Origin of the sequence: Nostoc sp. 'Lobaria pulmonaria (5183) cyanobiont', assembly GCF_002949795.1 — a bacterium.
Lineage (GTDB): Bacteria > Cyanobacteriota > Cyanobacteriia > Cyanobacteriales > Nostocaceae > Nostoc.
The window spans coordinates 4,155,407-4,180,763 of record NZ_CP026692.1 but is presented as its reverse complement, the minus strand read 5'-3'; the positions used below and the strand labels follow the sequence as shown (position 1 = coordinate 4,180,763).

Below are 25,357 nucleotides of genomic sequence, written 5' to 3'. Positions count from 1 at the left end.
AGGCGAAGCACCTCTTAAGACGCTTCGCGTTTATGTACTACAAAAGTGCCTAATTGATTGTCATAAGCTGCTACTTTTTCCTTAGGTGTAAGGGCCAAGCTGAACTGGTGTGAAAAGATTGATATTGGAATTCATGGCTTAAATTTCTATGGTAGATTAACGGCATTGGAGATTTAAAAGATAATTTTGTCGTGCAGCATTGCTTCCAGCAAAAAGCTCGAATGAATGGAAATAACAGTCTAATTTTTACCTACCTTAACAAGGGCTAGCAATACCCACTTACTGGCTGAGATTTGGAAACGGAATCACGTTCATGAGGACAGTTTCGATCGCCTCACGCGATTCCACCGTTGACACGGATGTTTTGCCCTGTGATCCACCTGGCTTCATCGCTAGCGAGAAATGCTACTACATCAGCGATTTCTTGCACTTCTCCCAGTTTGCCAAAAGCAGCCATTTGGGCTAAATGGTCTATCTGTTCTTGTGTTTTGCCTTCTCGAAACAATTCTGTATCGGTGGGACCAGGAGAAATAACATTAACTGCGATCGCTTTTGCACCCAATTCTTTAGCTAGTACCCGCGTGATTTGTTCAACAGCACCCTTGGTTCCTACATAGGCACTATAAGTTGGCAGCATCATCACCGTAGTTGATGAGGAAAAGTTAATAATCCGTCCCCCTTCTGCCATGTGTTGCGCGGCTTGTTGGCAAGTAAAATAAGTGCCTTTGACATTAATGGCAAAAATCGCGTCGAAATCTTCTTCACTCACCTCAGTAATTGGTTTATAGAAAGCGATTCCGGCATTGTTGACCAAAATATCGATTTTACCGAAGCGTTCAAGAGTTTGCTCAAATAACCTTTGGATGTCGGGCACTTTGCTAATATCAGCTTGGATAGCAACTGCCTCTACTCCCAACTTTTCAATTTCTGCAACAACTTCTTGTGCTTTGCCTGCATTACCCGCATAGTTAACGACAATAGATGCGCCGTTACCAGCTAATTTTAGTGCGATCGCTCGTCCAATTCCCCGCGATGCACCAGTGATAATTGCAACTTTCCCTGCTATTGATGCCATAGATTAATCTAGTTTTTTGGTTCACCAAAGTGATTATCTGCTGTTAAAGTACTATACCAAAGTTAAATTTAGCGATCGCTGCTAAAATTGTCGACTTGATTCCAGCCTAAATCCCGCCAGCGAATTTACAGCAATTTTCAGGCGGGAGAAATGAAAATACTTTGCAAAAGGTGAAGATACGTGCCCTCTTAGCGGTATCTTCACAGCAGATTAAGATTTGCTACGGCTTGGCGAATATTGTTGAATATGTTGAGCTAAATTCACTTTCTGAGTGTTCTTTGAGCTAAACACGATGCCTACGACAGTAAACTACACCTTACCGAACTTGACAGAATTTAAGTGCTGATGACACAGGTATTGTCTTGACCATAGTCTACAAACATCTTTTATAAATTGTCTGTCTTCGTTAACCAAAAGCTCATCTGGTCAATCAAATCTGCGTAGATGAAATTATTTTAAGAAGGGATTTTCTGAACCTATCTCGGATTGAATCTCAATCGGACATGTTGGGTCAGATAAGAGTGTTCCATTAAATAGACTTCTCCCTTGCTCCTTCTCTCTACTCCCCTTAATTAAAATTCTGGAACGATCGCAACACCATCCCTAAGATTGAGCAACCCTGAAATAATAACTTTATCTTCTGGCTGTAATCCTTCAATAACTTGGTAATTATTACCTTTAATCTCGCCTAGCTTCACTCGCCTTTGCCGAGCGACTTGTTGGGATACACCTTGGGGAGGTGTTTCTGTTTCAACTACATAAACAAAAGTGTCCCCGCCTACACGAGTCATTGCTGTTGTGGGAATTAAAACTCCGGGGCGCTGATTCCAGAACACTCTAGTCCTGACCAATTGATCTGCACGTAGCTGACCGTTAGTGTTATCAAAAAGTGCTTTAATCAGTATCGTTTGTGTTTCATTGCTGGCATTAGGTGCAATAAAAAATATCCTACTTCTACCAAGCTTTTGACCTTGTGTGTTCATCAGCTCTACTGGCATTCCCTTACGCAATTGGGACCCTTGCTGTAGTGGTACAGAGATATTCACTTCTAAAGGTCGATTTTGCTTGATATTAACTAATGGTGTCGAAGTATCAACTAAATTACCGACTTTCACAGGGATGTTGCCAACTATGCCACTAAAAGGAGCGGTAATTTTGTCAGACTGCGGCTGTTGTGTTTGAATATTTACATTAGATTGCTGCAAGGATTTTTCAGCCTGCAAAATGGTGGCTCGTTGTGCTTGAATCCTGGAATCGATTGCATCCAGACTAGTCTTAGCATTGGCAAGCCGATTAGCAAACTGATTGCTAGTCTGTCGAGACACGGCTCCTTGTTCAGCTAGGCTAATAAACTTTTCGTAGTTCTGCTGGTACAATTGCACATTCGCAACGTAGGATGGTCGTTCTGTTTCTAAAGATTTGAGTGTGGCGCGGGCATTTGCCAGTTGCACTAAAAATGCTTGAGGTACAGTATTATTCCTCGCGATCGCTGCCTGTGATGTAGAATCTACTTGGAGAATTGCAGCTCCTTCGACGATTGGATCTCCCGATTTGACAAGTATCTGGGTAACTTGACCTTGAATTCTCGGCTGGAGCGTGACTGAGCGCAGGGATTTTAGACTAGCAATAAAATCTGAACTTTCCTCAATGATGCCGCTTTGTACTGTTGATATTTTGACTCTTACCCCTTGAGGTTGAGCGTTAGCAGTTGAAGGTGCTGAATTTTGCGGAGTGAGTAAACGCCAAACTAGAGTTGCTCCGCCCCCTAAAAATAGGAGTGCGGCTAAACTCAACCAAAGCCACCGCCGTTTTCCAGAAGGTGGCTCAAATGACGTTTGTGGAGTTTTTTCTCCAAAATCAGTTTGAGGCTCAGGGGATGTCATGGCTTTTGAGGAACTTAAGGAACAAATTAACTAGAATTCAATCAAAATTTCATCTGTTGATCTGGAAATTACTGATTTAGCATGAGGTTTTGTGGCAAATCATGTGTTACCTCATTCAAATATACAGTTTTGATTATTCTGTCTAAATCTACCGAAAGGTGAATCCGCTCCTTAAATTTCTGACTTCAACTGTATCCTTCAAAAAGTCGGGGATTATTTTGTTCATAACTCCTGTACAGATTTCTATAGATACATTGACATAATTTTATCGGAATCACTTTTATCTACAGCAGATTTAAAGTTGGTGAGATACACAAGCTAAGTCTGTTACCCAGGTATAAAGCGTATTTTACTCCTGAGTTCTATTGTAAGTATAAAAATATACTAGTAATTTATTTGTTTCAGACATTGAAATTCAAACTAGCTACCACAATCAGCTCACCACGTTAAACTCATATTGTATTAAGTAGTAAGAATAACTGTTAAATATTGATGCAAAATCGGGTAATTTCTTGAATTTGCTTCGGAAAGTTTCAGATTATGTTTTCAACCATTAATAAATTTCAGGAGCAAACCAGGTGTTGACCTCAACCTTACTCGCTGCTGCAACCACACCTCTGCAATGGAGTCCTACAGTTGGACTGATTATGATTATTGCTAATATCATTGCCATTGCCTTTGGCAAATCTACCATCAAGTATCCCAACGCTGAACCAAAACTACCCTCAGCCAATTTCCTTGGTAATTTTGGTGTACCAGCCCTTTTAGCAACTACCGCCTTTGGTCATATCTTGGGAGTAGGTACTATTTTAGGGCTGCATAACCTGGGAAGAATTTAGGTTCTTACCCAAGTTAGCCTTTATTAGATAATTCTTTTGTCTCCAGCTTTGAGCCAGAGAACTAACTCTCTGGCTCTTTTTTCGCTAAATTTTCCTGAGAGATTGCCAGGATATTCTAGATATTTTTTGTTCGAGAGTGATTAAACAAGAAGTATTGGATTTAATTGATGAACCCGAAACGTGTTGAAGTGTGGCTAAAATAGAAATCACTACACAAGCAAAAACCTAACGAATTTAAATAAATTGAGATTTTCGCCATAACTTTATGAATATACTAAATAATCTGGCGCAACACATTGAGATGCTCTTACCCTGGATGCCTACGCACTACTAGAAGTAGCTATAGAAGCCAATTAAAAAGGCAAACCTATCTGGGTTGCAGATGATAACCAAAATCCTGAAACTGAAATTATTGGTATCTAAACAACATGACAGATATAACAGATTTATCAAAAATAATTGCCAGCAAAGGCGACAATCCGCTAGTTTTATCACCTGTAAACTTGCAGTCACAAGAAGACTTAGAACTTGAGCGAAAACTGCGAGAACTCAAGTTTAAACAAGAATTAAGAAAAGATTGGATTTTATTTATTGTCAGGGATGTAGTAATTTTTCCTGCCGCTATCCTTTTTATTCTTGCTGTCAGTGGTTATTCCCTATTTATTCAGATTCATGGGTGAGATACAGCAGAATTCGGAATTCTCAATTAAAACACGCTTTATATCTGGGTAACAGACTTAGCTTGTCTACCTCACCAACTTTAAATCTGCTGTATCTGGCTACAATTTTTAATCTACCGCAGAGGCGCAGAGTACATAGAAAAAAGAGAGATGATAAAGTTCAGAAATAGTTTGGAATTGTTGTAAATTATTTCTCTTGTCTTTGTATTTCTTTCCCTTTGCGCTTCTACGGTTATTTAAAAAATCCTACATCAGTAAACTTGCGTAACTAATTTTACAGACGACGAAGCCAACTTGCTACAAGTAGACTCATCTTTATATCCACACAAATTTTGCTGGATATAAGGATTACCGTGATTGGTAAATCTGCAAAAAAGTAAGTATCTGATGGAAATAATCTAAAAATATGGGGCTTTTAATATTTTCTGTTGCTTTAGTTGCCATTGTTGCTGTAATTATCATTAATGCCTACAACGATTTAATTAAGTATCGCAACCGTTACAAAAATGCTTATTCTCAAATCGATGTTCAATTACAGCGCCGCTATGATTTAATTCCCAACTTGGTGGAAACTGCTAAAGGGTATATGAAACATGAGCGAGAAACCTTAGAAGCAGTTATTGCCGCCCGAAATTTTGCAATTAATGCTAGCAGTCGTGCCGCCCAAAATCCTGGAGATCCCCAAGCGATGCAACAGTTGGGCAATACTGAAGGGATGCTGACGGGTGCGTTAAGTCGGTTGATGGTACTTTCAGAATCTTATCCAGAATTGAAAGCCGATCGCGCCATGACTCAGGTAATGGAAGAACTATCTTCCACCGAAAACCGGATTGCTTTTGCCCGTCAGGCTTTTAATGACGCAGTGACACTTTACAACACCAAAAGCGAATCTTTTCCTAGCAATCTTGTGGCAAATACATTTAACTTTACTATTGCAGAATTGCTCCCTGAAGCTACTCCAGAAATAAGAAATGCTCCACGCGTGTCTTTTTAGGTGTCTATGAATTTCTTTGAACATCAGGATCGGGCACGCCAAAATACGCAACAATTAATCGGGCTATTTTCCCTGTCGATCGCAGTCATGATTATGGCAATTTATATTGCCAGTTTATTTTTGTTTCGCATCGCTCCTCGTGTTTGGTGGCATCCAGGGTTATTTCTCTACGTGGCTGGGATTACAATAATTGCGATCGCAGTGGGAAGTTTGTACAAAATTGCCTGTCTCCGTCAAGGCGGAAGCGTAATTGCCCAAGAGTTAGGAGGAAGACTCCTGCTACCAGAGATGGCCGATGAACAAGGGCGACAACTATTAAATATTGTCGAAGAAATGGCGATCGCTTCTGGTATTTCTGTCCCACAAGTTTATCTCCTCGACAGAGAAACCAGCATTAATGCCTTTGCTGCCGGATTTTCGCCCAATGATGCTGTAATTGGAGTTACCCGTGGAACTTTGGAACACTTGAGCCGGGATGAGTTACAAGGAGTCATCGGCCACGAATTCAGTCATATTCTCAATGGAGATATGCGGCTAAATTTGCGTTTGGTGGGACTACTGCATGGGATTTTGTTCATTTATTTAACCGGGGAATTGCTGTTGCGTCTTCGCGGTAGCTTCCGCTTCGGAAAGGAAGACAAGGGTTTACCTATCTGGGCTTTTGGCTTGGCACTAATGGCAATTGGCGGTATCGGATTACTTTGTGGACGCTTGATTAAAGCCGCCGTCTCTCGCCAACGCGAATTTCTCGCTGATGCTTCAGCCGTACAGTTCACTCGCAACCCCAATGGACTTACCGGAGTCTTTCAAAAACTCCAACAGATGGATTCACGCTTGATTTCGCCCGGAGCAGAAGCCGCTAGCCACATGTTTTTTGGCAATGCCCTCAACCCCTCTTTCTGGGAAAATATGTTTTCTACTCACCCACCTCTAGCAGAACGTATCCGTCGTGTTAGAGGTTTGAACGTCAGCAATTTGCCAGCAATGCCATCTCGCAATCAAATGCGTTCCCCTTCCCAGGAATCGCTCACAATGGGCTTTGCTGGTGGTGACAGCGCCACACCAGGACACGTTGTAAACCAAGTTGGAAGCGTTACACCGGAGCATTTTGCCCATGCTCAAGCGCTGTTATCGCAGTTACCAGAATCCCTGCGTTTGGGTGCGCGGGAGCAGCAAAGTGCAATGGCGCTAGCTTTGGCGCTAGCGTTAGATACGGAAAGTCTCCAAATTCAAGAACGTCAAATTGCTTGGTTACGCGAGGTGCAGCCTGCTGATTTGGTAGACAAAACCCTACAATTAAGTAGCGAAATTAGCCAATTAGATTCCAGAATTCGCTTGCCACTCGTGGATTTGGCAGTACCCGTATTACGCCAAAATTCTGCCACAGAATGCCAAAGGCTGTGCAAATGCGTTCATGGTTTAGTTGTAGCCACCGGAAGTTTATCACTGTGGCATTTTGTGTTGCAGTTAATACTGTGGCATCGTCTTCAACCTAGTATAAATCCCACATCTACTACAACGGTAGAATTCACCTCCATCGAACAGATTTGGCCAGATAGTCTATTAGTACTGTCCGTAATTGCCCGTGTCGGACACTCCCAACCTGATGCGTCTACTGAAGACATCGCCTATGCTTTTCGTTCTGGAGTTTTTCGACTTCCCAAAGCTGGAGAGCAAGAAAAACCAGAAATACCATTAAGCTGTAATTTCACTGAACTGAAGAAAAGTATTGAGCGCCTGCGTCTTGCCACTCCTAAACTCAAACAGGCTATTGTTGATGCTTGTGCCCACACGGTACTATTAGATAATAAAGTTACTCCTTCAGAAGCAGATTTACTCAGAGCGATCGCCATGACGCTAGAGTGTCCCATACCCCCATTTTTAAACTCTCAGCCTAGTGTTTCAAAACAGAAACAACCTTCTCCAAAGCGAAGTTAATGTAATGACTGAGACACGATTATTTATAACTCAACAAATAAAGTCCGTTTTTGCGGACTTTTCCATTATTAAATGACCTTTTGCCAAAACAATAACCTGTTGCCTTGTGATTCTATTTACAGGCAATTAATTTGTTTTTTTATCCTAACTATTACATAGCAATCCGATTTGATTTGTGAGAATTGCAACCCGCAGATCCCCAATTTCTTAAATAAGTCGGGATCTTGTTTCTTACGAATAACTTTGGATTGCTATAGTATACAGCAGATTTCAAGTTTATGAGGTACACAAGCTAAGTCTGTTACCCAGGTATAAAGCGTGTTTTACTCCTCAATTCTGAATTCTGAATTCTGCTGTAAATAGTTATCCTGGCAAAAGAGTATCATATTGTACAAATATTTTTGACATCGCCTATAAGTATTAACTTACCAGAAAAAGTTTAGACAAAATGCCAGCATTCTAGAAATTTGATTGCTATATTAGATTAAATAACTATTCTGGCAAGGGTTTAAAAGCTGTGCGGGATGATTTACAGGACTTGGAAATTAGTCACAACGATCTGCAAAAGCTGACTAATTTACCTGTCAATGGGGAACTTTTAATCATTACAAATCCTCTCAAGAGATTAGCATATATATATATACAAAAACTTAAAAGCTCTGAAGGAGCGACAGTAGTTTTTATTGGATTTTCTACATTTATTTTTGTCTATATTTTATTTGATATACTTATTAAAATTTTTGTTACGTGGATAACAATTCCTTCATGGATATTATTAATTTTCTTAGGTTTTGGGGTTGGTGGTCTGACGCAAAGCATCTTATATTTTATCTGGAGAATTAGAAGTAAGATTGTAAAAGCTAATATGACAAAATCTCTGCAAATTCTCTTAAATGAGGTTAAGAGATATAATACTGTTATTAGAGTTATAGATATCAATGACCAAATAGAAGAAGCTGGGAATCCAGAAGTAATTATAAAGGAAAGAGAGCGTGCGATCGAAGCACTTAAACTCACCAAAGCTGATTTAGTTCGCGCTTTAAAGACAGAAAGGATTTTGAGAGAGAATAAGAATTTTATCTTGAGTAATACAGAACTATTTGTCAACAATTTAGCAACCTTAACAGCTATGCAAGTAACAGAGGAGGCTACTGAGCATGGAAGGTTACTTAATGAAGCATTACAAATTGCATTAGATGTACAATACGAGATGAAAAGATTACAGACTCAACGTTAAGATAATTCCTAACTCGTAATTCGTAATTCATAATTAAGTTTTGTAATGGTAATTTAGAAAGCACTCCTGAATTCACTCAGAATTCAGTAAGGAGTTGGAGAAAGCGTAGGTGCTGCCGATAAGTCCATAGACACTACTGGGTGAGTTGGCTTCCAATCTACTAGTAGGATATTTTTAATGGCTTTTTCCATAATCCTTTCCACGGTTGCGATCTCCGGTCTAACATAAAGAATATTCGTAAAGTGATCGCTTATCCGTATGGACTGGAAAGAAATTAGAGGAAACTGGGTAATCATTCCCCAAAATCCCATAGGTATCGTTCATTTTTTAGGCGGTGCATTTGTCGCCACTGCACCGCACATCACTTATCGCTGGTTACTCGAACAACTGGCAAGTAAAGGCTATGTTGTAATTGCTACGCCTTTTGTCAACACATTAGATCATACTGCGATCGCCAAATCCGTGCTGTTAAACTTTGACCGCACCCTCGAACGATTACATGATTCTGGGGCATTACGCAAGCTTTACTTCCCTATCTATGGCGTTGGACACAGTATGGGCTGTAAACTCCACTTGCTGATTGGTAGCCTTTTTAAAGTAGAACGTGCAGGCAATATTTTAATATCCTTCAACAACTACGCCGCTAAAGAAGCTATCCCTCTAGTAGAGCAGTTCAATTCTACTTTGAAAATCGAATTTACCCCCTCGCCCTTGGAAACTAACAAACTTGTCCAAGAACGTTACAATATCCGGCGCAATTTATTAATAAAATTTAGTAATGACACCATCGATCAATCGGCAGCTTTAACCAAAATATTACAAGAACGTTTTGATGAGATGGTGACAGCGCAAACGTTACCAGGAAATCATACAACACCTTTAGGCCAAGATATTAAATGGCAAACGGGAACATCTTTTACCCCCTTTGACGCTTTAGGGCAATGGTTCAAGCAAGAAGCATATCGCGATTTAAACCAGTTAAAAAGCAACATTCTTTTATGGCTAAATCCTTTGGGAGCGCCATAATATTTTATGACTGTTAAACAGTTGTAAATTCGATGAGTAAATAGAAATGAGTTATAGTGCTTCTGATTTGAGTCTAATAAAGACCAAACCCTCAACTCTTTACGCCTGTTGCTATAACGCAATGTACTCTCTCTTTTTAAGAGAGAGGAGTCAAAGTATATTGCATACATAGACGCGTGCGTAGCGGCTACTCTACGAGTTCTCCGTTCGCGCTAGCGTCTCCCCCGCCAAGGGAGAAGCACTACCCGCAGGGTACGATCAGCGCTATAGCAGCATCTCTGTATTGATACTACTAGCTTATTAGCTCATATCATATTTTTATTTTCTATTTTGACAAAAAATTATTAATGAGTGTTTTCAATAAATTTATATGTTTCAAATACTAATAATTGATGACGATTATTCAATAAAAATACTCCTGAAAAGGATGTTGGAAAAACAGGGTTATGAAGTAGTTACTGCCAGTAGCGGCGAGGAAGGAATAGAAAAAGCACTAGCTTATCGTCCAGCACTAATTATTTGTGATTGGATCATGCCGGGATTAAATGGTCTGGAAGTTTGCCACCGCATTAAAGCAGACACCAAATTTTCTACCACATTTTTTATTTTATTAACATCCTTAGATTCCGTTGCCGATTGCGTCAAAGGTCTAGATGCTGGTGCTGATGATTTTATTTCTAAACCTATTGAGCATAACGAATTACAAGCGAGGGTAAGAGCGGGATTACGCCTGCATCAATTAAGTAGAGATTTGCAGGCTCAAAAGTTGCTTTTAGAATCAGAAATGTCAGAAGCAGCAGAATATGTGCGATCGCTGCTACCTTTTTCTATGACTGAACCCTTCAATATAAATTTCCGATTCATTCCCTCACGACAACTTGGCGGTGACTGTTTTGATTACTATTGGCTCGATGATGACTATCTGGCAATTTACTTACTCGATACTGCTGGACATGGACTCAAAGCTACTCTTCCTTCTGTTTCAGTGCTGAATCTGCTGCGTTCTCGTGCGCTCAAAGGTCTCGATTACTATCAACCTAGTGATGTATTGAAGGCTTTAAATGACACTTTTCAGATGAATTATCAAAATGATAAATACTTTACGATTTGGTATGGAGTTTACAACCGAATCAATCGCCAGTTAATTTATGCTAGTGCAGGTCATCCACCAGCAGTTTTAGTAACTGGCACATCTCCAAGAAAGTCTGAAGTTAAACTATTGAAAACCCCTGGTATGCCAGTTGGCATGTTTCCAGAGGCAAAATATGTTGATGGGTTTTGCAATATCGAAAAATTCAGTACCCTTTATATTTTTAGTGATGGCGCTTATGAAATAACTAAATCAGACGGCACACTTTGGAGTTTGGATGCTTTTATTCAGCTACTAGTTAGCTTACAAGATACTGTTGATAGCCAACTCGAACGCGTACTCAGTTATTTAATCGCCCTGAACTCCAAAGATGCTTTTGATGATGATTTATCTATTTTGCAAATGAAGTTTGATTAATTACGTATTAGACACTAAAACCTGATTAAATGCATCTTGACTAGGAAAAATTTCAAATACTTTATCCATATTAGTCAGTTCAAATAATATCCTGACTTGCTCATTAATTGAGCAGAGAGCAAGCTTAGTATCTGCGGCTCGCAAGGTTTTAAAAGCTAATACTAAAGCTCCCAAACCTGAACTATCCATAAACGTTACATCTTTAAAATCAACTAACACAATTTTCGCACCACTTTCTATAATATCAGTGATTTTTTGTCGAAAGTCTTGTGAAGTTGTGGCGTTCAAATTACCACTGAGCTTAATAACTTTTACTTGTTCTATCATAATTATGATACTCTGACTCGTGTAAATAATGTTCTGATTTCGCTATTATAGAGCATTTAAAAATACTTGTAAAATAAAATTTAAGATTAAAGATTGAGTAATCATTGATAATTAATCAGGATATATAAAAATTATTTATAAAATTTTGAATCTAGTTTTTTATAATTTTTAAAAATCATTAGCTTAATTAAGTATAGTTTTCCAACTAGAAATAAATCAATTATAAATAAACCAGCTAAGTAAGTCGGTATGATAAACAACTGGTATATTTAGTTTTGTAAAAATGTTAGAATGACCAATTTATAAGCCGTTCGTTAATTTGATGTTTTATCATCTATATTGATTTTTTAACGCCGACTTACTTACATTTTATGGATTTAGATATATACTTACTTACATACAAGCTGAAGTTACTGCTTTTCAGATTATTTACCAAAGATTTTTGCAAAACTGAGATTCTCCAATAAATCTCATGAAAATAGCTGTCATTAAGCAATTCCAAATTTAACCAGTCGCAGCGCTCGTGTAGCTAAACTGAGTCTAGCAATAGCTTTTCCTACCTGAGTACTTATGATCGTAACTAGGATCTACATTTATTTATGTCCAATTACTTACATAATTGAAATAATTGACCTCTGGACTACCGCTCTAGAGCCAAAAATTTAGGTTTCAACAACGCCAAGCAAGCTAGAACCGACACCAAAGCTTTAAAAGAAGTTTTCTGAAGGCGATCGCCTCTGCTATTTTAGTATTCCCAATATCTGCCATTTCTCCACAGACAATACAAAAAGTAAAGAGTTATGAGATTTGTAACTCTAACTCCTCATTCCCTCAAACAGGACTCACTTTGGCTCTGTAAAGCAGCTTTCCACCTTGAAGATAGCCAGTGTAGCGGACTTTGACTGTTTCTGCAGGTTGTGCAGTTCCCTCCAGCAATTGGTGCAGTTGGGGATCGTAAGGTAATTCTGCTCCCACAGGTGCGATCGCTTCCACTCCCCACGCCTGTAAAAGCTTTTCCAGGGGTTTCTGCACCAACGGTACTATTTTGACTGCTGCTAGCTGGGGATTCTCCTGCGCTTTCTGTGCTGCTGTTGGCCATTGTAATAATAAAGACTCCAGCAGTTGCAAACTCGACTGCTGAAGTTCTTGTAGTAATATCTCTCGTTGCTGTTCTAATTGAAGTTGCGAGCGATCGTACTCTCTTCTTAAATCTGTAATTTCTTGTAACAATTCCTGAGTAGGCGCTGTTTTCTCTGGTAACAACTCTACGCTTGAAAAAGTTGCAATTAATTCATTCAATGGCATCTGTAGCACTGGCGAAATCTTAAGCAGCACATCTACCCGCATCTGCTTTAACTTTCCTTGGCGTAAGCGCAAAAGTTGACGCTCTGAGACACCAGCAGTGCGACTCAGCGCCTTAAAACTAGAAATACCTACCTGTTGCATTAAATTTTGCAACTTTTGGGTATGGGGCATAGGGCATTGGGCATTTGGCATGGGGCATTTGGCATGGGGAATAGGGAATTGGGCATTGACGATTAAGTTTTTTCTCTGTTCCCTATTCCCTATTCTTTATTCTTCCAGTAAACTTCTCAACATCCAAGCTGTCTTTTCGTGTACTTGCATCCGCTGAGTCAATAAATCGGCGGTAGGTTCGTCGTTAACTTCCTCTATCACGGGGAAAATAGACCGTGCAGTTCTGACTACGGCTTCTTGTCCTTCTACAAGTTCGCGAATCATCTCCACAGCTTTAGGAACTCCGAGAGTTTCTGGAATCGAACTCAGTTTTGCATATTCGCTGTAGGTTCCTGGTGCGGGATAGCCAAGCGCTCTAATTCTCTCGGCTATTAGATCAACTGCTAAGGCTAATTCTGTATACTGGGTCTCAAACATCAAATGCAATGTTTGAAACATCGGCCCCGTTACATTCCAATGAAAGTTATGAGTTTTCAGATACAGTGTATAAGTGTCAGCCAACAGGTGAGATAAACCATCGGCAATTTTAGCCCTACTCGCCTCGTCAATGCCGATATTTACATTTTTGACTGTTGCTTTCGATGACATAATTTTCTCCTAATTAGGTTATATGTAATGGGGGATTGGAAATTGGGCATTGGCCAAATAGGGCATTAGGAATACTCTAAGTCCCCATTTCCCATGCCCCATTCCCATTCTCTATGCCAAGTGCATCTTCAAAACGCTACGGGGTGCTTTACGGACTCTGGCTAAAACGGTTTCTTTGCCTAAACGCTGGCAAGCTTCATACCGATGGCAACCAGAAAAGCCATAATATTGTCCATCTACTTCTAGGACATCAATAGGTTCTTGCTGCCCAATCTCCGCAATCGATTCCATTAAGGCTTGTACTTTATTTGGATCGTTTGTACGCGGCAATGGCCGTTTTATCTGATTTAATGGAATTTCTTGGACTTTAACCATAAAGAGTTTATCCAACTAGTTCTGTTTTTTGTCTCTAATTAAATCATAGTCATTATGACTTCGTTTTGCAACTAGCATTTAGGGCAAAATTGGTAATGGTATCATTGGAGCATTCATGCGACAAAAAAACCGCACTACAAAGCAATTGGAAAATCAGCTCCAACGACGCATTAAGGGGCAGAAGACGCTTGAGTACTCGCTATCGCTTCCCTATCAGGTAGCCATGAAATTTTCGTTTTGGCGTTTTCCCCACACTGTGCTTACAATATTTTGTCTATTGGGACTGACTGCTGCATCAGGGCCTGAGAGCAACATCCAGGATATAGAACTGAAAATTGGGATTGTGCAGCGATTTGGCGATCAGCCTACAGCCAAGCTGCAACTGGAACCCATAAAAGGCGATCGCTTAAAGCTAAAATTTCAAGCGGGCAATAAGCAGCAAATCCTGTTTACTAAAAATCCTGTAAAGCTGGAAACAGTCATGCAAGCTTTACCCCAGTCAGCAGTCGAAGAAGTAGTAGTTTTGGGCACATATCGCACTTTTGAAACTGCGGAAGACAGTGCTAATAAATGGCGTTCTCAAGGAATGGAAGTGGAAATAGCCCAGCCAGAACGCTGGCAGGTTTGGGCAAAACGAGATGTTTACAGCACTCCTTTACTGCGACGCTTGCTATTGCAGAACATCCAAGCATCTACCCAAGAAAAAGTATATCTTGATACCAAAGTCTTGAAACAAGTGCCGCGAGTAAGTTGGGTGGTGAATGGTAATCGCTATAGCCCGGATGACTTGGAAATTAGCACTGATAAAAATTTGATTCGGGTAAATAAAACCGAAAAACCAGAGTTTGCTCGTCTTTATGCCGGTCGAATGAATTTGCAGCCAAATGCTTATGGCACATACACTCTAGTTAATCAAGTACCTTTAGAAACTTATTTGCGTGGGGTTGTGCCTTACGAAATAGGTACGGATGCACCAACAGCGGCACTAGAGGCTCAAGCAATTCTCGCCCGGACTTATGCCTTGAGAAATTTACGTAGGTTTGCCGCAGATAACTATCAGTTGTGTGCTGATACTCACTGCCAAGTTTATTATGGGTTGAAGGGAGCAGCTGGCAAAACAGACCAAGCGATCGCTTCAACTAGGGGTAAAGTACTAACTTATAAAAATGAACTCGTAGACGCCCTGTATTCTTCTACCACTGGTGGCGTTACCGCTTCCTTTAGCGATGTCTGGAATGGCGACGAGCGTCCCTATCTGCGCCCTGTACTCGATGCTCCGACTAATTTTTGGGACTTGTCTAAGCAGAGTTTAGCAGATGAAAAGAACTTCCAGAAATTTATTAATACGCAACAAGGATTTAATGAAAGCAAGTGGGATATGTTTCGTTGGCATAAGGAAACCCCTTTAAAGGATATTATCAAGGACTTGCAGAAATTTTTACAGGTGAAAAACAGTCCTTATGCCAAATTTAAGACAATTCAGGCTATGGCAGTAGTGAAGCGAAGCCAGAGTGGACGTATCCTTGAACTTGCAGTCAAAACCGATCGTAACACCTTTATTTTGCACAAAGACGAAGTTCGCAGTGCTTTTGCAGCCCCAGTAAGTACGCTTTTTTATATAGAACCACTGAACAAAGGCAAACCGGAACTCTGGGGATACGCTTTTATTGGTGGTGGATTAGGACATGGAGTCGGCTTGAGTCAAACTGGCGCTCAAAATTTAGCAAAACTAGGTTGGTCAAGTCCAAAAATTCTCCAATTTTACTATCCTGGTACTCAGATTCAAATTCTCAAAAAAGAGACTAAGCTTTAAGCTAATTGGCATTCAAGTTGCATCTTGAGCTAGAAGTCGGGAGTTAAGAAAAGGCAAAAAAATAAGCAGGAACACAACATTTACTGTGTTTCTGCTCAAAACAAAATTAGACTTTTTTTCAAAGTAGCTTTCACAGGTACGCACGGCATTACAAGGATATAAATTCTAGATGCCCTGCTTCTATTTTGTCAAAATTAGTAACTCTTGCAAGAGGTTTATGGTTGAGTCGCTTAACTTTTAGTAAAGTTCTTCTTCTTTGTGAGTTTCGATTGTTACGTCAGAGGTTGGGTAAGCAACACAAGTCAGTACATATCCTTTTTCTATTTGTTCATCATCTAAGAATGACTGGTCACTTTGATCGACAGTACCCTTGGTGATTTTACCTGCACAGGTCGAGCAAGCACCAGCGCGGCAAGAGTAGGGCAAGTCAAGACCAGCTTCTTCGGCAGCATCTAGAATATAGACATCATCATCAACGTCAAGTGTTTGGTTCAGACCTTCGGCTTCGTTGACTAGTGTCACTTTATAACTTGGCATTGAGTAATCCTCTCTTTTGCAAACGGCAGTATAAGTTATCTTAAGGCAAAGGTCACGGCTGTTCTGTAGAATTAGCCGCTGGTTTAAATTTGCTTCAATTCTGATACTACGAGAAAAATTAAACGATGTACCTGGAAATTGAACCCGATTAGTAATGAAATTTAGTTAGTTAATCCTGATAAGTTTTATTTATATTATTTTCGACTCAACTCAGCTTATGATTAGAAAAAATTATATTATCGAAAAGTAAATATGAGTAAGGTTAATGTTACCTGTATTTTGTAGGACTTACGTAGAAGAGGTTCGTAGGGCTGTTTCATTTTCTAATCTGATTAAATACGCCCGTTGGAAATGAAAGAAACATAACAGTACAGTAGAAATGTAATTTTTATTTTGCCAATTTTTTGCTGATTATATTGACAAATTTCTGACGTTATGGGAAAAAGGGGACTTTCTTTTGAAGTCTTCCTTTTTGAGTTAAAGGTAATTCTATCTAGCTTCAAATAAAGTCTGATTTATCCTTGAGGGGGTAAGAGGAATGTTGTAGAGTCTAAACTGGTGAACCCCATGAAGAGAGAGTCTCACCACTAGAAGCGTGGAAAGATCAAAAACAGAACAAATGAGGATCGTGTATAATTCAGAAGCAGCTTTGGAAAAAGCAAGAGTGCGTGTAGGTTTGGTAGGTACTGGGTATGCGGCAAAGTTTCGGGCTGAGGCATTGCTCCATGATGAGCGATCGCACATAGTCGCAGTTGTTGGTCATACAAGAGAAAAAACCGAAACCTTTGCCAGAGAGTACCAGATTAAAGTCTTGAGTACTTGGCAAGAGCTAGTAGAGCGTGAAGATATAGACCTAGTAACGATCTCCACTATTAATCGAGATCATGGTGCGATCGCTCGTGCAGCACTTGCCAATGGCAAACACGTAATTATAGAGTATCCCCTTTCGTTGGATGTAGTCGAAGCAGAGGAACTGATTGCTTTAGCCAAAGCACAAAAAAAACTCTTGCACGTGGAACATCTAGAACTTTTGGGTGGGTTGCATCAAGCTTTGAAGCAAAATTTAGCCAAAATTGGTGAAATTTTTTATGCTCGCTACAGCACGATCAATCCCCAAAATCCCGCACCTCGTAAATGGACTTATAACCACGAATTGTTCGGCTTTCCTTTAATTGGTGCCCTGTCTCGCCTACATCGCTTCATCGATTTATTTGGTACAGTATTTACTGTTAACTGTCACCAGCGATATTGGGAAATAGAACCGGAATACTACCAAACCTGTTTATGCACTAGTCAACTCTGCTTTGACAGTGGACTTTTAGCCCAAGTAGTGTACGGCAAAGGCGAAAGTATTTGGCAATCAGAACGCAAGTTTGAAGTTCACGGTGAAAAAGGTGGTTTAATTTTTGATGGCGACACCGGAATATTTGTCCAGCCAGGGGAAACAACATCTATAGAGGTTGGTTCTCGTCGGGGTTTGTTCGCCAAAGACACGAGTATGGTATTAGACCATCTTTTTGACGGGACTCCTTTGTACGTTACCCCAGAGGAGAGCTTGTATACCCTCAAGGTAGCTGATACTGCACAAAGAGCTGCACAGACAGGGTTAACTATGTTTATGAAAGATACTTTAGATAAAAGTTAATGAAAACCGAACTAATTGTTATTTTATCCCAGAGAGAATTAGACAAAATGCGTCAAGCTGGGCGTTTAGCTGCTCAACTTCTCCAGCATCTGGAACCGTTCGTGAAGCCAGGGGTTAGCACTCTCGAACTAAATGATGAAGCCGAACGTTGGACGCAAGCTAATGGAGCAAAAAGCGCACCCCTTGGCTATAAAGGTTATCCTAAATCGATTTGCACTAGTGTAAATGAGGTAATTTGTCATGGCATTCCCAACGCCAAGCAAATTCTTAAAGATGGTGACATCATTAATATTGATGTAACGCCGATTGTTGAAGGTTATCACGGCGATACATCCAAGACATTCTTTGTTGGTACACCTTCTCCAAAAACGAAAAAGCTGGTAGAGGTGACAGAAGAGTGTTTACGCCTGGGGATTGCTGAAGTTAAGCCTGGGGGACGGATTGGCGATATTGGTGCAGCTATTCAAGAGTATGCTGAAGGACAAGGCTTTTCTGTAGTGCGAGATTTTGTTGGACACGGCATCAGTAATATTTTCCACACTGCGCCGGATGTGCCCCACTATGGCACACGGGGTAAGGGCAAGCGCCTCAGATCAGGGATGGTTTTTACTATTGAGCCAATGATTAACGAAGGCACTTACGAAGTAGAGGTTCTGGGCGATAAGTGGACTGCGGTAACGCGCGATCGCAAACTTTCTGCTCAATGCGAGCATACCTTAGCTGTAACTGAAGATGGTGTTGAAATTCTCACCCTACCTGAAGGCGAGAATTACTGGGCTGTATGACAACATTATGATGAAAAATTCCTTTCATTTGGAAGGAACCAAAGCCACTAGTACCGCAAGGCGGAAGTCAAAAATCAAAAGTCAAAAGTCAAAAGTATTATGGAATGGTCTTTTTAGGGATTTTAAATGGTTGCTCTATTTAGACCGTGGCGTACTAGTTCCAATTCCTGAAAGACTTATATTTCGTTCGCTCAAGGATGTCGTAAAATCTCTTGTTTTTTTCTCATAGCTCTCTGTTATGGAGGTAGGATTATGACCCAAGCGTTGCCCAAATTACTCACCTTCAATGAATTTATTGAGTGGTATCCCAACGATGGGAAACACTATGAATTGCACAAAGGAGTAATTATTGAAATGCCCCCTCCAACCGGTTCGCATGAAAAAGTTGTAGGATTTATAGCCCATAAGCTAACTGTCGAGTTTGATCGCCTGAATCTTCCCTACACTATACCCAAAACCGCATTGGTCAAAACTCCTTCTGCCGAATCCGCTTATTCACCTGATGTGTTGCTGCTAAATCTTGAGAATCTCGACAATGAACCAGTTTTTCAAAAACAGTCAACAGTAAGCCAAGCAGCATCGGTTCCAATAGTTATTGAAGTTGTTTCAACCAACTGGCGAGATGATTACTACAATAAACTTAGGGATTATGAGGAAATGGGCATTCCCGAATATTGGATTGCTGATTATGCTGCATTGGGTGCAAGAAAGTTTATCGGCAATCCCAAACAGCCTACTATTTTTGTATGCGAATTAGTTGATGGCGAATATCAAATGACACCTTTTCAAGGCAACACAGCGATTTCATCACCTACCTTTCCCCAATTAAATTTAACTACACAGCAGATTTTTAATGCGGCTAACTAGTTTTTTATCTAGTACAGCGCGGCGGAAATAAACAACCCATTTCAAATCAACGAAACGTTTACGCTGTATTTCTTTTGACTTTTGACTTCCGCCTTGCGGTACTAATCTTATAACTATCTTCCCAACTTATTAGGAATACCTTCACAACCACCGGGAATAGTACCTCTAGTTTTTTCACCACCCCAAGCGCAACAGTAGTTACGTGCAAACTCAGACATCCGTTGCACATTCGTGAAATCGGCATTTTCCACCACTGCGCCAGTGTGTTCGCCGGTTTGATAATTTGGTGGTTGAGTACGACTACGGGGTGATGCTTTATCCACTACACCATAGAATAGGCGAATCCCGTTGATGTCGGCACCACCGAGATTAGCATTGTATAAAATTGTGCGGGAGAGGTTGGCTTTTACTAAATCACAACTGCTCAGATTAGCGCGGACAAGATTAGCTTCGCTGAGGTCAGTCCAACGTAAATCAGTACCAGAAAGGTCTGCTGAGGCTAGGGTTACACCTAAATCGATGACACGCACACCTTCTAGGCGGTCTTCTGCATATCCGCCACTACCGTCGAGAATGGCTCGACCTAATAGCCGATCGCGTTGTAAGGGTGACAGTAACTTGGAACGTGAGAGAAAGCGGAGAATTTTCGCTTTACCACTGCCATCTACACTACTTAAAATTGCCGCAGTGCGTCCTTCGGCGATCGCTCTTTCTTGGGGCCAATCTTCTAATAATCCTTCTTGATCTAATACTAAGTCTGAAACGCCTTGAAAATAGGAATCAATTGTCTGTTGCTGGGTAATAATGTTTTGCTGAACTGTTAGCAGGTTTTGCTGAATTGTCAAGTCTTTGGAAATGACATATTGTCGCCACGCCACGTAAACGGCGATGACGGCGATCAGAATTTGCCCCAAAGCACCAAACCAATCTGCTAGGGTTCCAGCAATGTCCCAGTTAATCTGGCGTCCTAAAACAAGCAAGCGATCGCCCACACCTGTAAACTTGATCAAGCCGATGATCGCTACTATTAGTCCCAAAAAGGCAACAAACAGGGTGCGTTCTTGGGGTGAAAACCACTCGTCTAAGGCTTTTTGCAACCAAGGCAATAATATCGCTAGGGATAAGAGCAAAGTTATTAGCGTTCCAATAATGCCGACAATCCAGTTATTGAGGATAACTCCAATGAAGGTGATGGCGATCGCAATTAAAGTAATTAGCAATGCCCTTGGCTTAACTAGGAATTGCTTGGTAGTAGGTTGGTTGAGATCAGAACGGGCTTGTTGTAGAGCAGTTGTATATTGCGGAGATTTCAAAGATGCGATCGCTGCTAGTGCTTGTTGTGTTGCTAGTACTTCTGAGCTTAGGTTTTTCTCAGTTGCGCTACCGTCAAAGTCATCCGGTTGCAAGTCATTTTCGGGGCCTGGTTCTGGGGTTGGTAGATTAGAGGAATTGGATTCAATCGTCATGTTTTCTATTTTGCCCCAGTAGATTAAGAACAACATCTGTTTTATCAGAAATTGCACTAAACTCAAGACTTGTATTCCATAAGACTGAGAACGCAAAGCTATACTTAGTACAGCATTTCATTAATTCGTAGCGAATTAAATTTGGCAATACCCGACAATGTGAATGCATCGGTTTGCATTGTGAATGCATTAGCTTGCATGGTTAATGCATCGGCTTGCATTGTGAATGCATCGGCTTGCATTGTGAATGCATCGGCTTGCATTGTGAATGCATCGGCTTGCATGGTGAATGCGTCAGCTTGCATTGTGAATGCGTCAGCTTGCATTAAAAACGCTACGCTTTTACGCAAAGCTTTACTAAGTTCAGATATAGCCTTTGCCCTAACTGGTTCCCAGAGGGCTGCCGACTCCGGTCAGTTTCAGTCGGAGTTTAAATCCCCTTATGTAATAGACCTCTTGCACGAATGCAAAACTAGCCCTCATCCCCCAACCCCTTCTCCCAAAATTGGGAGAAGGGGAGAGAATTTCAAAGTCCCTCTCTCAAGCTTGGGAGAGGGATTTAGGGTGAGGGCAAGGATTCATGCAAGAAGTCTAATGCCTTTAATGCAAGAATTTTGTTAGTCCATGTACTCCTACGTCGAAGCAAGCTACGCAGTGCGTCTCTTAGACAGCATCATTTTGAATTTTAAATTGTTAAGTTTAGTCTACAGCTTGAATTGTCAACATTTGAGGGGGTGTAGCATCAGGTGGGTAGAGAAAATCTACTTCTACCAGTCGCCGCTGTCCAGGAGATATTTTTAATTGAGCCAGCGGTTCTCCCATCTGTCCCCGTTGTTGAACTAAATGCCAATATTGAGTTCTGGGTAAGCCATTATCGTCATTGTAGCGAATACGAACTGTGCCTCGAAAAAAGACAGATGGTTCGGGTGGTGAAAAAAAGCGAAGCCCTGGTTTACTTAACTCATCTTCTTTGATAGGCGTTTGGAAAAGCACATTTATAGTTTGCGGCTTATCCGTATTGTTGAATAATGGTAGAGAGATGTTGTATTCAATGCCGTAGTTGCCGTGAGCTTCGTAAGCAGTACCAGGATAACGCGCTACTAGTTTAGCAGTTTGGTTTTGTCCAGTACCCATTTTGCCTGCCAAAAGGGTACTTAAACCGTAGGAAAAAGCTTGTCCTGATTCGGGAATTGTCAGGTATGAATTATTAGAGTCGGTAACTTGTGCTTGCCAACGAGAGCCAACAGCTACCCCCGCTACCCGTCCGTAAATTTCTTTTGCCCCTCTAAGCTTATCTGGAGGACTGGGAGCCGGTTCACGCGGCCCAGCAAAATCACCATTTTCTAATAAATTCTCCCATTCTTCTAAAGTGGGCGCTCGTTCACTACGATCGGGATTGGGTTTGGCAAACATGGCCAAGTTCGCCAGATAAACTGGATTATCACTATACAAACGTAACAAAGTAGAACGTCCATTCAATGGCGGCGTTAAAGTCCGCACTGGAATTGGATGATTCATTAACATCCGACTTTGTTTTGGTGGAATTACCAACTGCGCTGGCCATCCTGACTGCCGTTTGACTCGTAGCAGATCATTCATCACGCGATCGCCCGGCCCAGCATAAATATTTCCCGAATTATTTGACTGCATGGGGGGAAGTTTGATAAAAGGTGCATCAGGTTGACTGAGATAACTAGCTGCTTGCAATATATTGACAGTTGCAGAGCGATCGCTGGGATTGTAAACAATCACCCCCAAATAAAGAGTCCGCAAATCATTTGGCGTCTCAATTGCTCTAGCAATATGGTGAGAAAATAAATCAAACCGTCCCTGAAATGGAAAGTTCAGGTGTGCGCTGGGCACTCTTTTGCCTTGAGGAGGAAATGTAGACAGCAGAATTCCTTCACTCTTAACTACTTCTGGGTTATTACTGTTAAATACTGGTACTTCGTCAAGATGTCCTGTTAAAGGTCTTGTTTGTTGGGGAACGAAGATTTCTTGTGGTGCAGGAGAAGGCGATGTTTGAGCCAAAAACAAATAGGAAATAAAATTAAGCATTTATTCAAAAAGCAATTTATCGCTGAAGTTAAGAGTACAGCATACCTAAATCTATGCCTCTCCCGAAGCGTGACAAGTTAGAGGAGGCTGTTTGTAAAATAAAGTTGCAAGTAACACCCACCAAAGTGACCAACAGATGTAGAATTAGCGTCTGTGCTAATTTTTACAAGAAAAATGAAAAGGTTTAGGCAACTGGTATTCGCTTGTGGTGCGATCGCTGCTTTGATCAGTACGAGTCTCAAGGTTCAAGCAACGTCCAAGCGGCTGATTACCCTAGACGATATGTCTGCTCTCCACCAAGTCAGCGAACCGCAAATTTCTAGCGATGGAGCTTGGATAGCCTATACGGTCAAGAGTACCGATATCAATAATGATTCTGTCAACAACCATATTTATATGACTTCGTGGGATGGCTCCCGCACCCTAAAATTAACTAACAGCAAAGATAGCGAAAGTTCTCCTCGTTTCAGTCCTGATGGAAAGTATCTGACCTTTCTCTCCAGTCGTCAGTCCGACAGTGAAGGCAATCAAATTTGGCTGCTGAATCTTGTCGGTGGAGAAGCAGAAAAGATTTCAGATTTTCCAGGAGGCGTTTCTGATTTCGTTTGGTCGCCCGATGGCAAACAACTGGCTGTAATCGCCGACGATCCACCCCAAAAAACTTACAACGAACAAAAGACGGCACAGCCAATTGTCATTGATCGGTTTCAATTTCAGGAAGACGGCGTTGGATATCTCGGAAAAAGTCGTGAACACCTTTACGTGTTTGACTTAGCAACCCACAAAGCAGATATTCTAACGCCAGGTGAGTTTAATGAGTATTTGCCCAGCTGGTCTCCAGATGGAAAGGAGATTGCTTTTGTCAGCAAGCGCGGTGCTGATTTTGATCGGCATAACAATTGGGATGTTTACACAATCAACGCCCAACCAGGAGCAAAAGTACATCAAATAACTACCAATGAAGTCCCCGATTGCGATCCATCCTGGGGTAGCCGACCTGTTTGGAGTCCAGATGGGAAGTTAATAGCCTATCTGCAAGGAGGCCCTCAAAAGCTAATTGAGTACGCTGTTTACCATCTTGCCGTTATTCCATCGGAAGGAGGTATTCCACGCCTGTTAACAGCAAAACTTGATCGCAATGTTGTTAAGCCACGCTTTACATCTGATGGCAAATCAATTCTGTTTTTGCTGGAAGACGATGGCAATGTTCACCTAGCAAAAGTACCAGTAACAGGCGGTAAAATAGAGCGATTGCTAGCTGGACGCAGAAATATCAGCGCTTTTGACTTAGGGGGTGACGACAAGATTGCCTTGTTATCCTCAATGCCGCAGCAGCCAAGTGAGGTTTTTGCCCTCAAAGGCACTGAACTGCGTTCAATCTCGCACCAAAACCAGGAATTGCTTGTCCAACTTCTATTAGGAACGACGCAAGAAATTAGTTTCAAGAGTAAAGATGGCACCCAAATCCACGGTTTTTTAGTCAAACCACCGAATTTTCAACCAGGAAAGAAATACCCAACACTCCTTCAGCTTCATGGTGGTCCAGTCGGGCAGTACACAAACCAGTTTATGTTTAACTGGCAGCTGTTTGCAGCAAAAGGTTATGTTGTCGTTGCAGTTAATCCACGGGGTAGTTCGGGACGGGGTGAAGCATTCTCGAAGGCTATTTACGCTGACTGGGGAAATAAAGATGTTCAAGATGTCCTTGCTGCTGTTGACTACGTTGAAGCACAAGGAATAGCCGATCCATCTCGGTTGGGAATAGGTGGATGGAGCTACGGTGGTATGTTAACAAACTATACTATCGCTCAAGATACCCGTTTCAAAGCTGCGGTAAGTGGAGCTAGCATTTCCAATATTTTGGCAGGATACGGTACTGACGAGTATGTTTATGACTATGAACAGGAACTGGGCGTGCCGTGGAAAAACCTCAAGACTTGGCTACGAGTTTCTTTTCCGTTCCTGCACGCCGACCGAATTGTGACACCAACACTATTTCTGGGTGGCGATCGCGATGCTGAGGTTCCGTTGCACAACTCTGAGCAGATGTATGAAGCACTCAAAAGTTTAGGGGTTGATACTCAATTGATTATTTATCCTGAGCAATCCCACGATATTAGCAAGCCAACTTACCAGCGCGATCGCCTACAACGCTATCTTAATTGGTATAGCAAGCATGGATTGTGAGTATAAATAAATACTTTTGACTAACTTCACAAATTAACAAGTGGTATGTCTCAT

Annotated in this window: 22 protein-coding genes; 12 read left to right on the top strand and 10 right to left on the bottom strand. The window is 41.2% G+C overall.

Annotated features, from left to right (window positions below; all coding sequences use genetic code 11):
* Nucleotides 1–334: 334 nt before the first annotated feature.
* Together NLP_RS18415 and NLP_RS18410 are read right to left on the bottom strand one after the other, a co-directional pair.
* Nucleotides 335–1,075: an SDR family oxidoreductase gene (locus tag NLP_RS18415; protein ID WP_104907653.1), complete on the bottom strand. Its 741-nt coding sequence runs from the start codon at nucleotides 1,073–1,075 to the stop codon at nucleotides 335–337.
* Nucleotides 1,076–1,647: 572 nt separating this feature from the next.
* Nucleotides 1,648–2,958, bottom strand: a complete 1,311-nt coding sequence (locus tag NLP_RS18410) for an efflux RND transporter periplasmic adaptor subunit (RefSeq protein ID WP_104907652.1) — start codon at nucleotides 2,956–2,958, stop codon at nucleotides 1,648–1,650.
* Between the two features lie 578 nt (nucleotides 2,959–3,536).
* On the opposite strand from NLP_RS18410, the gene psaK reads away from it, so the two are divergent.
* The 7 genes from psaK to NLP_RS18375 all read left to right on the top strand — a co-directional run bounded on the left by psaK (nucleotide 3,537) and on the right by NLP_RS18375 (nucleotide 11,179).
* On the top strand, nucleotides 3,537–3,797 hold the full coding sequence (gene psaK / locus NLP_RS18405; RefSeq protein WP_104907651.1) for a photosystem I reaction center subunit PsaK: 261 nt from the start codon (nucleotides 3,537–3,539) through the stop codon (nucleotides 3,795–3,797).
* A gap of 428 nt (nucleotides 3,798–4,225) precedes the next feature.
* On the top strand, nucleotides 4,226–4,477 hold the full coding sequence (locus NLP_RS18400; protein ID WP_104907650.1) for a hypothetical protein: 252 nt from the start codon (nucleotides 4,226–4,228) through the stop codon (nucleotides 4,475–4,477).
* A gap of 406 nt (nucleotides 4,478–4,883) precedes the next feature.
* Nucleotides 4,884–5,471 carry a LemA family protein gene (locus NLP_RS18395; protein ID WP_104907649.1) on the top strand — a complete coding sequence of 196 codons (588 nt, stop codon included), beginning with the start codon at nucleotides 4,884–4,886 and terminating at the stop codon, nucleotides 5,469–5,471.
* A gap of 6 nt (nucleotides 5,472–5,477) precedes the next feature.
* On the top strand, nucleotides 5,478–7,409 hold the full coding sequence (locus tag NLP_RS18390) for a M48 family metallopeptidase (protein ID WP_104907648.1): 1,932 nt from the start codon (nucleotides 5,478–5,480) through the stop codon (nucleotides 7,407–7,409).
* Between the two features lie 517 nt (nucleotides 7,410–7,926).
* Complete coding sequence (locus NLP_RS18385) at nucleotides 7,927–8,646, top strand: hypothetical protein (RefSeq protein ID WP_104907647.1); 720 nt, start codon at nucleotides 7,927–7,929, stop codon at nucleotides 8,644–8,646.
* Nucleotides 8,647–8,904: 258 nt separating this feature from the next.
* On the top strand, nucleotides 8,905–9,672 hold the full coding sequence (locus NLP_RS18380) for a DUF1350 family protein (protein WP_104907646.1): 768 nt from the start codon (nucleotides 8,905–8,907) through the stop codon (nucleotides 9,670–9,672).
* Between the two features lie 370 nt (nucleotides 9,673–10,042).
* Nucleotides 10,043–11,179 (top strand): PP2C family protein-serine/threonine phosphatase, encoded by a 1,137-nt coding sequence (locus NLP_RS18375; protein ID WP_104907645.1) that lies wholly within the window; start codon nucleotides 10,043–10,045, stop codon nucleotides 11,177–11,179.
* On the opposite strand, the gene NLP_RS18370 is transcribed toward NLP_RS18375, so the two are convergent.
* The 4 genes from NLP_RS18370 to NLP_RS18355 all read right to left on the bottom strand — a co-directional run bounded on the left by NLP_RS18370 (nucleotide 11,180) and on the right by NLP_RS18355 (nucleotide 13,945).
* A complete protein-coding gene (locus NLP_RS18370; RefSeq protein ID WP_104907644.1) occupies nucleotides 11,180–11,506 on the bottom strand; it encodes an STAS domain-containing protein in 327 nt (108 codons plus the stop codon).
* A gap of 831 nt (nucleotides 11,507–12,337) precedes the next feature.
* The gene (gene grpE / locus NLP_RS18365; protein WP_199784644.1) at nucleotides 12,338–13,003 is read right to left on the bottom strand and encodes a nucleotide exchange factor GrpE; all 666 of its coding nucleotides are present in this window, start codon (nucleotides 13,001–13,003) and stop codon (nucleotides 12,338–12,340) included.
* A 75-nt stretch (nucleotides 13,004–13,078) separates the two neighbouring features.
* A complete protein-coding gene (locus NLP_RS18360) occupies nucleotides 13,079–13,570 on the bottom strand; it encodes a Dps family protein (RefSeq protein ID WP_104907643.1) in 492 nt (163 codons plus the stop codon).
* A gap of 111 nt (nucleotides 13,571–13,681) precedes the next feature.
* Complete coding sequence (locus NLP_RS18355) at nucleotides 13,682–13,945, bottom strand: ParB N-terminal domain-containing protein (protein WP_104907642.1); 264 nt, start codon at nucleotides 13,943–13,945, stop codon at nucleotides 13,682–13,684.
* Between the two features lie 115 nt (nucleotides 13,946–14,060).
* On the opposite strand from NLP_RS18355, the gene NLP_RS18350 reads away from it, so the two are divergent.
* Entirely contained in the window at nucleotides 14,061–15,758 is a 1,698-nt protein-coding gene (locus NLP_RS18350; protein WP_104907641.1) for a SpoIID/LytB domain-containing protein, read from the top strand.
* A gap of 237 nt (nucleotides 15,759–15,995) precedes the next feature.
* On the opposite strand, the gene NLP_RS18345 is transcribed toward NLP_RS18350, so the two are convergent.
* Nucleotides 15,996–16,295: a ferredoxin gene (locus NLP_RS18345; RefSeq protein ID WP_104907640.1), complete on the bottom strand. Its 300-nt coding sequence runs from the start codon at nucleotides 16,293–16,295 to the stop codon at nucleotides 15,996–15,998.
* Between the two features lie 619 nt (nucleotides 16,296–16,914).
* Between NLP_RS18345 and NLP_RS18340 the strand changes: the two genes are divergently transcribed.
* The 3 genes from NLP_RS18340 (at nucleotide 16,915) to NLP_RS18325 (ending at nucleotide 19,592) form a co-directional block, all read left to right on the top strand.
* The gene (locus NLP_RS18340; protein WP_104909924.1) at nucleotides 16,915–17,940 is read left to right on the top strand and encodes a Gfo/Idh/MocA family protein; all 1,026 of its coding nucleotides are present in this window, start codon (nucleotides 16,915–16,917) and stop codon (nucleotides 17,938–17,940) included.
* Entirely contained in the window at nucleotides 17,940–18,725 is a 786-nt protein-coding gene (gene map / locus NLP_RS18335; RefSeq protein ID WP_104907639.1) for a type I methionyl aminopeptidase, read from the top strand. Before NLP_RS18340 ends, map begins: the two co-directional genes overlap by 1 nt.
* 252 nt (nucleotides 18,726–18,977) lie before the next feature.
* The gene (locus NLP_RS18325; RefSeq protein ID WP_104907637.1) at nucleotides 18,978–19,592 is read left to right on the top strand and encodes a Uma2 family endonuclease; all 615 of its coding nucleotides are present in this window, start codon (nucleotides 18,978–18,980) and stop codon (nucleotides 19,590–19,592) included.
* 113 nt (nucleotides 19,593–19,705) lie between these two features.
* On the opposite strand, the gene NLP_RS18320 is transcribed toward NLP_RS18325, so the two are convergent.
* From NLP_RS18320 to NLP_RS18305, 3 genes are all read right to left on the bottom strand, one after another.
* Nucleotides 19,706–21,058: a pentapeptide repeat-containing protein gene (locus NLP_RS18320; protein WP_104907636.1), complete on the bottom strand. Its 1,353-nt coding sequence runs from the start codon at nucleotides 21,056–21,058 to the stop codon at nucleotides 19,706–19,708.
* A 104-nt stretch (nucleotides 21,059–21,162) separates the two neighbouring features.
* Complete coding sequence (locus NLP_RS18315; RefSeq protein WP_104907635.1) at nucleotides 21,163–21,384, bottom strand: hypothetical protein; 222 nt, start codon at nucleotides 21,382–21,384, stop codon at nucleotides 21,163–21,165.
* A 373-nt stretch (nucleotides 21,385–21,757) separates the two neighbouring features.
* The gene (locus tag NLP_RS18305; protein ID WP_104907633.1) at nucleotides 21,758–23,116 is read right to left on the bottom strand and encodes a DUF3370 domain-containing protein; all 1,359 of its coding nucleotides are present in this window, start codon (nucleotides 23,114–23,116) and stop codon (nucleotides 21,758–21,760) included.
* A 174-nt stretch (nucleotides 23,117–23,290) separates the two neighbouring features.
* On the opposite strand from NLP_RS18305, the gene NLP_RS18300 reads away from it, so the two are divergent.
* The gene (locus NLP_RS18300; protein WP_199784643.1) at nucleotides 23,291–25,303 is read left to right on the top strand and encodes an alpha/beta hydrolase family protein; all 2,013 of its coding nucleotides are present in this window, start codon (nucleotides 23,291–23,293) and stop codon (nucleotides 25,301–25,303) included.
* Nucleotides 25,304–25,357 lie beyond the last annotated feature (54 nt).